At 60.2% G+C, this 8,339-nt stretch carries 7 protein-coding genes and 2 pseudogenes; 7 read left to right on the forward strand and 2 right to left on the reverse strand.

The window, feature by feature from the left end:
* The 3 genes from ACIIOY_RS26445 to ACIIOY_RS26455 all read left to right on the forward strand — a co-directional run.
* On the forward strand, positions 1–1,072 hold a 1,072-nt coding region (locus tag ACIIOY_RS26445; protein WP_411037658.1), incomplete at its 5' end, for a TonB-dependent receptor domain-containing protein.
* A 4-nt stretch (positions 1,073–1,076) separates the two neighbouring features.
* Positions 1,077–2,345, forward strand: a complete 1,269-nt coding sequence (locus ACIIOY_RS26450) for an MFS transporter (protein ID WP_411037659.1) — start codon at positions 1,077–1,079, stop codon at positions 2,343–2,345.
* 7 nt (positions 2,346–2,352) lie between these two features.
* The gene (locus ACIIOY_RS26455) at positions 2,353–3,531 is read left to right on the forward strand and encodes an MFS transporter (RefSeq protein ID WP_411037660.1); all 1,179 of its coding nucleotides are present in this window, start codon (positions 2,353–2,355) and stop codon (positions 3,529–3,531) included.
* Positions 3,532–3,694: 163 nt separating this feature from the next.
* On the opposite strand, the gene ACIIOY_RS26460 is transcribed toward ACIIOY_RS26455, so the two are convergent.
* A complete protein-coding gene (locus ACIIOY_RS26460) occupies positions 3,695–4,996 on the reverse strand; it encodes a tyrosine-type recombinase/integrase (protein WP_411037661.1) in 1,302 nt (433 codons plus the stop codon).
* Between the two features lie 287 nt (positions 4,997–5,283).
* Positions 5,284–5,658, reverse strand: a complete 375-nt coding sequence (locus tag ACIIOY_RS26465) for a hypothetical protein (protein WP_411037663.1) — start codon at positions 5,656–5,658, stop codon at positions 5,284–5,286.
* Between the two features lie 6 nt (positions 5,659–5,664).
* On the opposite strand from ACIIOY_RS26465, the pseudogene ACIIOY_RS26825 reads away from it, so the two are divergent.
* The 4 genes and pseudogenes from ACIIOY_RS26825 to ACIIOY_RS26480 all read left to right on the forward strand — a co-directional run.
* A pseudogene (locus tag ACIIOY_RS26825) lies at positions 5,665–5,790 on the forward strand (CoA-transferase); the annotation flags it as partial.
* Positions 5,791–5,919: 129 nt separating this feature from the next.
* Positions 5,920–6,072, forward strand: a complete 153-nt coding sequence (locus ACIIOY_RS26470) for a hypothetical protein (protein ID WP_411037664.1) — start codon at positions 5,920–5,922, stop codon at positions 6,070–6,072.
* 36 nt (positions 6,073–6,108) lie between these two features.
* Positions 6,109–7,315 (forward strand): annotated as a pseudogene (locus ACIIOY_RS26475) (IS3 family transposase).
* A 160-nt stretch (positions 7,316–7,475) separates the two neighbouring features.
* The gene (locus ACIIOY_RS26480; RefSeq protein WP_411037662.1) at positions 7,476–7,673 is read left to right on the forward strand and encodes a carboxymuconolactone decarboxylase family protein; all 198 of its coding nucleotides are present in this window, start codon (positions 7,476–7,478) and stop codon (positions 7,671–7,673) included.
* Positions 7,674–8,339 lie beyond the last annotated feature (666 nt).

Genomic DNA, 8,339 nt, shown 5'->3' on the forward strand with positions numbered 1-8,339 from the left:
GCTCTCCATGAATCAGACAAATCCCCTCAGAGGAATCCTCGCCTCTCTTCATGCGGCAATCCGTCCACACCGCCTAGCTATGCGATTTTCAGCGGCTCGCAGGACAATGACTTTACCACAAACAGCTATTCAGCCTTTGGGTGAAGCGACCGTGCCGATCGTCGGCGGCCTGAAAGCGACCGTTGGCCTGCGCGCGACAAAGGAAACGAAGGACATTACCTATCGGTTCACGGGCAACGGCACGCCCGGCACGCTACCGAGTTACTATCAGCATGCCGATCTTGATGACACGTTCCTGACCGGCCGCGCGGCACTCAGCTACGACTGGAACGACGACATCATGACCTATGTGTCGGTCGGCCGGGGCGCCGTCGCCGGCGGCATGCCCTGGACAAGCACAGGGGCGGCGCTGGGGAGGGACATGCCTTCCTATCCGACCTCGACAAGCTGGACCTACGAGGCGGGCTTCAAATCGACGCTGCTCGATGGGCGCATGACGCTGAATGGCTCTGTTTTCTTCAACGATGTGAAGAACGGGCATCTGCTGGTTGTCGATCCGGCGACCTTCGCGTTCAGCACTGCCGCGCTCGATTACGAAACCTACGGCGCGGAGCTGGAAGCTCGTTTCGAGGTTACGCCGGGCTTCAATGTGTTCGGGGGCCTGGGATATACGCATGCCGAGTTGAAGAACGTGCCGGTTGGAAGCCTTACGGGCGCTTCGTCGGGAAATACCGTGCCGAATGTCCCGAACTGGGCCGCCAACATCGGAGCTGAATATCGATTCGCGGCGTCGGACATCGGGATTTCGCAGGGCGAGATCGTGGCGACGGCGATGTATCAGTTCGTCGGCACGCGGCAGGCGGATGTTGCAAACCACTTCTCCCTCGACTCCTACGGCATCGTGAATGCGCGGATCGGATGGGAGGGGGAGAAAGCGAGCGTCTATGCGTTCGGAACCAACCTGTTCGATGAACGCTATGAAGCTGTAGGCAACTACTATGGGCCGACCGCGCTGACAGTTCGGCCGGGACCGGGGCGGATCATAGGCGTTGGCGCTAGCGTGAAATTCTGACGCGATGGAAAAGCCTGAACGAGCAGATACGATCTATGACGCCAGCCCCGGCCTGGGAATGGAAGGCACCGAGCCGGCGGAGCGTCGGCTCGGCTTCCTGCTCGTAATTGGGCTTCTCTACATTTCCTTCGGCGCGATATTTGGAATCCTGCAAGGCGGATTGCAGCCAATCCTCAGAGCGCAGGGCGTTACGGTCGGCTCTCTCGGCCTGCTTGGCGCATTGCTGCTCCCCTTCGGTCTGACCTTCCTTTGGGCTCCCCTCGTGGACCGCGTGACGATCCACCCGCGCGCCCCGCGCATTGCCTGGATCATCGTCACGCAGACGATTGTTGTCGGGTTGCTCGTGATCGTTGCTTTCGTCGGAGGCACAACGCTGCCCTTGGTCTTTGCGTTGGCGCTGGCGATAGCGTTCGCCGCCGCGACGATGGATATAGCCTTGGACGCTCTGGCTTCCAAAACGGTGCAGCCTTCCGACCGCGTGACCGCCGGCGGCATCAAAGTCGGCTCCCTGGCTCTCGGTTCGATCATCGGCGGCGGCCTGTTCGTGGCGTTGTTTCACCGTCTCGGCTGGACCAACATCTTTCTCTCCGTCGCCATTCTTACAACCGTGACGACATTGCCGATTCTGACGCAGGTGCGACGGGACGCGCCGAGCCGCAGCAATGAGGGAGGCAAGAACCCGAGTATTCTTGACCTCCTTCGCAAGCCCGATCAGCGAAAACGCTTATTCCTCCTGGCGACCATCAGCGTGCCGATCGTGATGTTGTTCGGCCTGAATCGGGTCATGCTGGTCGATGCCGGGCTTGATCTTCAACAGATCGGCATAATCGCGGGAACGCTGTCGCCAATAGGAAGCCTCGCCGCAACGGCGCTGGCAATGCTGGTGATGCGCCGCCTGGGTCCGAAAGCGAGTCTCGCCGCCTTTGTGGTTGTCTGCATCGTGGCGGCGGGCTTGGTGATCGCTGGCTTTCGGCTCGACGGCCGAAGTGATCTTGCAATGGCCGGGGCGATCGCTGCCACGGCTGCATCTAGCGGTTTCTACGTTGTCATTTGCGCTGTCGTTCTCGGTTGGGCGAACACGGCTCAGCCTGCGACCGACTACGCGGCGCTCTACGGCATCAGCCGTCTTTGCGCGCTTGTCGTTCTGATGGCCGCCGCCCAGGTCGTTCCCCTTGTTGGATGGCCTGCCTTCTATCTGGTTACGGCGCTTCTCCTTGTTGCCGCTGTCGTTCCGCTCGCCAGAAGTGGACTCGAACAAGCATCCGCTGAATGAGGGCCGTATGAACAAGACCAAGGCCGTCATCTTCGCCAGTATCGCGCTCTCCGGCTTAGCAACGTCGGTCATCATGCCGATCCTCGTGCCGCTGATCCGCGAACTGCGGCTGTCCGAAAGCCAGGGCGGATGGATGATTTCCATCGGCTCGATCGCGATGGCGGCGTTGGCGTCCGCATGGGGAATGGCAAGTGATCGCTTCGGCCGGAAGCCGGTGATGATGGCGGGGTTCGCCGGGCTTTTTGCAAGCTACGTCGTCTATACGGCGGTTATCTGGAAAGGGCTTGCCGCCGCCATGACCGGCTCTACGCTGTTCATTGCCCTTGTCGGCTCGCGGGCCTTGGTCGGCGGCTTCCTGCCCGCCGTTCCGGCCGGCGCGCAGGCGTTGATGGCCGACAACACCATGCCGGAGGAACGCAGCTCGGGCATGGCCATCATAAGCGCCGCCAGCGGCGTAGGTCTCGTCATCGGCCCCGCTCTTGGCGGCCTGGTCGCGCTACGTGGTTTGATTTGGCCGCTGGTCCTTACCACGGTCCTATGCCTTATCGCCTTGGTGATTGTTCTCTACGCCGTTCCGAAGGCCCCACGCCCCGAATCTATTCGACACGCTCCGGTCAGTCTGTTCACGCCGGAACTGTTTCCCTGGCTGGCGGCGGGCGTGCTGACCATGTGTTCGGTCGTCACCATCCAGATCAGCGCGGGATTCTACTTTCAGGACCGGCTCGGGCTGACAACCGCAGAAACCGGCCCTCTGCTGGCGATTGCGCTCACTCTCGTCGGCGTGTCGCTGTTCTTCACACAGGTCATGCAGGTCAGGGTGCTACGGTGGAATTCGCACCGAATGGTGCTCGCCGGGGCGTCCTGCTGGCTTGTGGCCCTGCCGATCCTCCTGTTCACCGCATCGATGTATTCCTATTTCCTGGCTTACGTCGTCATGGGCGCAGGAGCCGGTCTCCTCATGCCGGGCTATATGTCAGGTGCATCGCTTGCCGTGCCGGCCGATCGCCAAGGCGCCGTCGCAGGCTTCTCAACTGCGACACAGGGAATTGGCGGCATCGTTGCGCCCATTGCGAGCACGACCCTTTACGAAGTCGACAAATCGTTGCCGTTCTGGGCGATTCTTCTTCTGATGTGCCTGCTGATCGCTTTGTTTGGCCTGCCCATAAACACACAAAAGCCGTCATAGCGTAGGCGCTGTATCTTTTTCGACCGCGCTCGACTCTGTCGTGCCCGCTTGGTTGCTGAACGAGATCGCGCCGACCGGCGCGAATGCTGTTCGTTGCGGGCTTGGGTAACGGCGACCTGGCCGGCGTGAAGGCGAGCATCGACCGCTCCGGTATTGTGCGGCTTCATGACTTTGTAAGCACCTCGCGAAGCTGCACGACATTTCCAGCGGGTGCTACGCCCCGGCAGTACGCCGCCCAATCCGCCATCATGGCGCGGCGTCGCTCCACCATGTCGCTGCGCTGATAGGCTCGCTCGACGTTCGAGCCCACGGCGTGAGCAAGAGCCATCTCCGACATGTCGCGGTCATAACCTCGCTCGGCCGTCCAAACGCGAAAGGTGGAGCGCAATCCATGAGGAACCGCGGGAAGCCCGGTATCCGCGTCCAGCCATCCCTTGCGCCCAGCCTTCAACTCCTTTGCGTGCATCTTCTTCATAAGCTGCGAAAGGATCGCATCGGACAGCGGACCGCCGCGTGGGGCAGGGAACACGTAGGGAGAACCGGCCATTCGGGGAAGCGCCTTCAACAGGGCGATGGCGTCATCCGACAAGGGCACACGGTGATCGCGTTCCATCTTCATGCGCTCGGCCGGTATCTTCCACATTCTGGCGTCAAGGTCGATTTCGTTCCATGTCGCTCCACGAACCTCGTCCGACCGCGATGCGCAAAGGGCGATGAACTCAAGCGCCCGCGCCGACATGCCTTCGCGCTTGCGCAGTTCGGCGAACCATTTCGGAAGATCGGGTTGCGACAAGGCCGGCCGCTTCGTGGCCTTCGCCACTTTCGAAGGCGTTGGCAGCAATTCCTTCAGATTGCCGGCCCATCGGGCCGGATTGTCGCCGCTGCGATAGCCGGCGACCGTCGCCCAGGACAGGACGGCTTCGATGCGACCGCGAAGGCGCGAAGCGGTTTCGGTCCTCTTCTCCCACAAGGTTTCATCCTCAAACGGCTGGTTCAGAACGCGCAGGATGTCCTGCACCGTAATATGAGCAACATTCATGTTACCTATGACCGGCACAGCATAGGCGTCCATGCTTCTGCGCCAGCTTGCGCCATGCCTTTCGCTGCGAAACTCGCCTTCCTTCCGAGCAAGGCACTTCCCAACGGCATCCTTGAACAGGATGGACGTTGTGGCCTCGACCTGCGCTTTTAGCTTCGCGGTCTTGCGGGCTTCGATAGGGTCGATGCCTTCGCGGACGATCCGGCGAAGCGCCTCGGCTTCTTCGCGCGCTTTCTTGAGTGATACGACGTCGTACTGGCCCAGCCCCATGCTGCGGGTTCGTCCATGTAAAGTGAAGCGGAATTCCCAGGACTTGGTGCCCCACTTGCTGATTTGCAGATAGACTCCGCCACCGTCGGATAGCCGGCCGCGCTGCTTGTGGGTTTTGACCTGCCGGTCGGAAAGCCGATGAATGCCAGCCGTCATAGCCGAAATCCTTACCCATTATCTACCCACAATTTTAAGCGGATTTCGGCGGCCGATGCAAGACATATGCGGAAGGGTATTCACGCTAAGCCATTGATATAGAAATGATTATATAGACACCCTTGGATGTCCCCAGAACATAAACCGGTAGCTGCCCCCGCAACCAACCTCATCGAACAGGCCCCGTTGGAACCCCCAACGGGGCTTTCGCGTTTCTACCTTCTAAATCCTTGGCGGTAAAAACCGCAAAGTCGATCTTCTCCTTCTGATTCTTGCGCTTGCCGCCCTCACACGGCGGGCGTAGTCGTTTTTGATGCCCCTGCGCGCATGCCGGCGCTGTAGTCCTGGAACGCCTTCATCGAAGCGAGGATCGTCGCGAGACGGCCGTGGATCGTCAGGTCCGCAGACTTCCCGTCGGGGGAGGATGCGATGACCACCTTCTGCACCAGTTCCCGCACCACGTTGAAGTGGCCCCGAACGGCATCGTGCTCGGACTTGCCGAACCGCACCACCGTGATTAGCGCGTTCGCGATCTGACCGAACATGGACGGATTGATCGTGAAGGGCTTGGATGTCGTGGCCTTCCTCGCCGACACCCGGCTCAGTTCCTGGTGCATTCCTTGCATTGCTTCTGCAATCGTCGAGCAGGCGATCGAAGGCATGGATCTTCGGCTGGTCGCTTCGTGCTGTGCGAGAAGCTGCCGGGCATGACGATCGATGAATTGCAGGCGATGACCGGCGCGAAACTGCATCTCGACGGCCCCGTCGCCGATCTCGTCGTGCCGGAACTCTGAGGAAGACCATGTCCGAAGCTTACATCTGCGACTATATCCGCACGCCCATCGGCCGCTTCGGCGGCGCGCTCTCGTCCGTCCGTGCCGACGATCTCGCCGCCATTCCGCTGAAGGCGCTGATGGCGCGGCATGGGGAGCCTGACGCGCGCCGACTGGGAATCCATCGCCATCCTCGGCCTCGTTGTCGTTTTAACCGTGCCGTTCTCGCTTTCCGCGTCGTGGAAACTGACGGCGCTGCGCCTCGGCGAACTGCCCCCCATTTCGACCGGACAGTCGGCATAAGCAGAAAGGCTCAAGCACAGGCTTGAGGACAGGCTTATGTCTAACGTGTATCGACACGTTGAATTGCTGACGGGTGATGTTCGCCGCAGGTGGTGGACAATCGAGCAGAAGCTGACAATCATTGAGCAGAGTTTCGACCCGGGCGAGACGGTATCTTCGACCGCTCGCCGCCATGGCGTTGCGCCCAATCTGCTTTACCGGTGGCGCAGGCTTCTGAGCGAGGGAGGTGCTGCAGCCGTGGATTCTGACGAGCCGGTTGTCGGCACTTCGGAAGTGAAGAAGCTGGAAGATCGCGTCCGGGAGCTGGATCGCATGCTCGGCCGCAAGACAATGGAGGTCGAAATCCTTCGCGAAACCCTTTCCAAAGCGGGCTCAAAAAAACGGATATCGCGACCGATCTTGTTGCCGAAGGACGGTTCCCGATGAAGACCGTCGCAGACACGCTGGGCGTCTCCCGTTCCAACCTCGTGGAGCGGTTGAAAGACAGATCAAAGCCGCGCAGACCTACCACAAGGCCGAGGACGCAGAGCTTCTGCCCGCCATTTGCAGGCTGGTAGATCAAAGGCCAACCTATGGCTATCGGCGGATCGCCGCGCTCCTCAATCGCGAAAGGCGAGCCGCCGATAAGCCTGTCGTCAACGCCAAGCGGGTTCATCGCATCATGGGCAACCACGCCATGCTGGAGAAACATACGGCCGTCCGCAAAGGCCGCATCCACGACGGCAAGGTCATGGTCATGCGCTCGAACCTGCGCTGGTGCTTGGATGGGCTGGAGTTCACCTGCTGGAATGGTGAGGTCATTCGTCTCGCCTTCATCATCGACGCCTTCGACCGGGAGATCATCGCTTGGACGGCTGTAGCCAATGCAGGCATCTCCGGCTCGGACGTGCGCGACATGATGCTGGAGGCAGTCGAGAAACGCTTTCGCGCAACCCGAGCCCCGCACGCTATCGAGCATCTCTCTGACAATGGCTCGGCTTACACTGCGCGGAACACGAGGCTATTTGCCCAGGCGCTCAATCTGACGCCCTGCTTCACGCCGGTGGCCAGTCCGCAGTCGAACGGTATGTCCGAGGCATTCGTCAAAACCCTGAAACGGGATTACGTCCGCATCTCCCCGCTACCGGACGCCGAAACGGCGCTCCGGCTCGACGGATGGATCGAGGACTATAACGAAATCCATCCCCATTCCGCGCTCAAGATGGCTTCCCCTCGGCAGTTCATCAGGGCTAAATCAAACTAGCCGACCTGTCCGGTGAAACAGGGTGCACTCCAGTCCCGACGAACGCTTATCGTGGCGTTCTCATTGGTTGGGTAAGGGGCGCGAAACTCAGGCCGACTTACTCCGCGGCCTGAGCGCCATCGAGGGAAGCGGCGCGAAAGTGGGTTATCTTTAACCCAAGATGCACGAACTAATTGTACTGGCCGTCGCGGTGACGACGCGCTGCTACGAATGCATCGCGGTTCATATGACGAAGGCGATAGAGCTGGGTGCAATCAAGAGGGAAATCGTCGAAGCACCCGATGTGGTCATCGCGCTGAACGCCGGCGCGGCGTTGACATATTCGGCCTGCGTATTCGATGCGCTCCAAACGAATTGATCGACATCTGACCACGGGGGGATGCGTGTCTCACGCTGGTCGTTCTCATTGATGTACATGCCTGCATGATTCATGTCGGCCGAGCGAGGCGGCTTGTCGCCCAATGAAAGATATGCATTCACCGCGCTACGGACGAAAGCAATGTCTCTCCGAACTTTTCGGGCAGGGCTATTTGGTTAGGAAAGGCCCTTTTCGCCTTTCGATTCTACCGCCACGCACTCACGAGAGGTTTCTGTCAGTTTTCGCGCGGGGAGATTTTTGTCAATCCTCGATATGGTTTTAAATAAACGATCATCGTCAACGATCCGGTCGCGATGCGCAAGGTCGCAACGCTCGGCCTCGGTGTGGCGAAGTTCGCCGTCTTGCCTGCATTGGAGGAAGGCAGGCTCGTCCGACTTCTTCCGCAATGGTATGCCGATGCCGGTGCTCTCTCCTATACCTCACGCACCCTGCTGCCAGCCAAGACGGACCTTTAACGATCTCGTGATCGAGGTGTTTTAGCGTGACCGACTTGCCGAACGGTTTGCGGATAGCCTTGGGTGATAGTACCCTATGCCGGTCGCATTTCAGGCGTGCTTACTCAAAATGCCGGCGTGCGTCCGGCCTTGCGGTAGGCGGCGATGACGGTGTTGGCCATCAGCATGGCGATGGTCATCGGGCCGACGC

It is taken from the genome of Shinella agrisoli (assembly GCF_046557955.1).
Classification (GTDB): domain Bacteria; phylum Pseudomonadota; class Alphaproteobacteria; order Rhizobiales; family Rhizobiaceae; genus Shinella.

Bases quoted from the DNA above. Each gene is read 5' to 3' on its own strand.
- ACIIOY_RS26480 (WP_411037662.1), top strand. From the start codon at position 7,476: ATGCACGAACTAATTGTACTGGCCGTCGCGGTGACGACGCGCTGCTAC.
- ACIIOY_RS26455 (WP_411037660.1), top strand. From the start codon at position 2,353: ATGAACAAGACCAAGGCCGTCATCTTCGCCAGTATCGCGCTCTCCGGC.
- ACIIOY_RS26460 (WP_411037661.1), bottom strand. From the start codon at position 4,996: ATGACGGCTGGCATTCATCGGCTTTCCGACCGGCAGGTCAAAACCCAC.
- ACIIOY_RS26465 (WP_411037663.1), bottom strand. From the start codon at position 5,658: ATGCCTTCGATCGCCTGCTCGACGATTGCAGAAGCAATGCAAGGAATG.
- ACIIOY_RS26470 (WP_411037664.1), top strand. From the start codon at position 5,920: ATGGGGAGCCTGACGCGCGCCGACTGGGAATCCATCGCCATCCTCGGC.
- ACIIOY_RS26450 (WP_411037659.1), top strand. From the start codon at position 1,077: ATGGAAAAGCCTGAACGAGCAGATACGATCTATGACGCCAGCCCCGGC.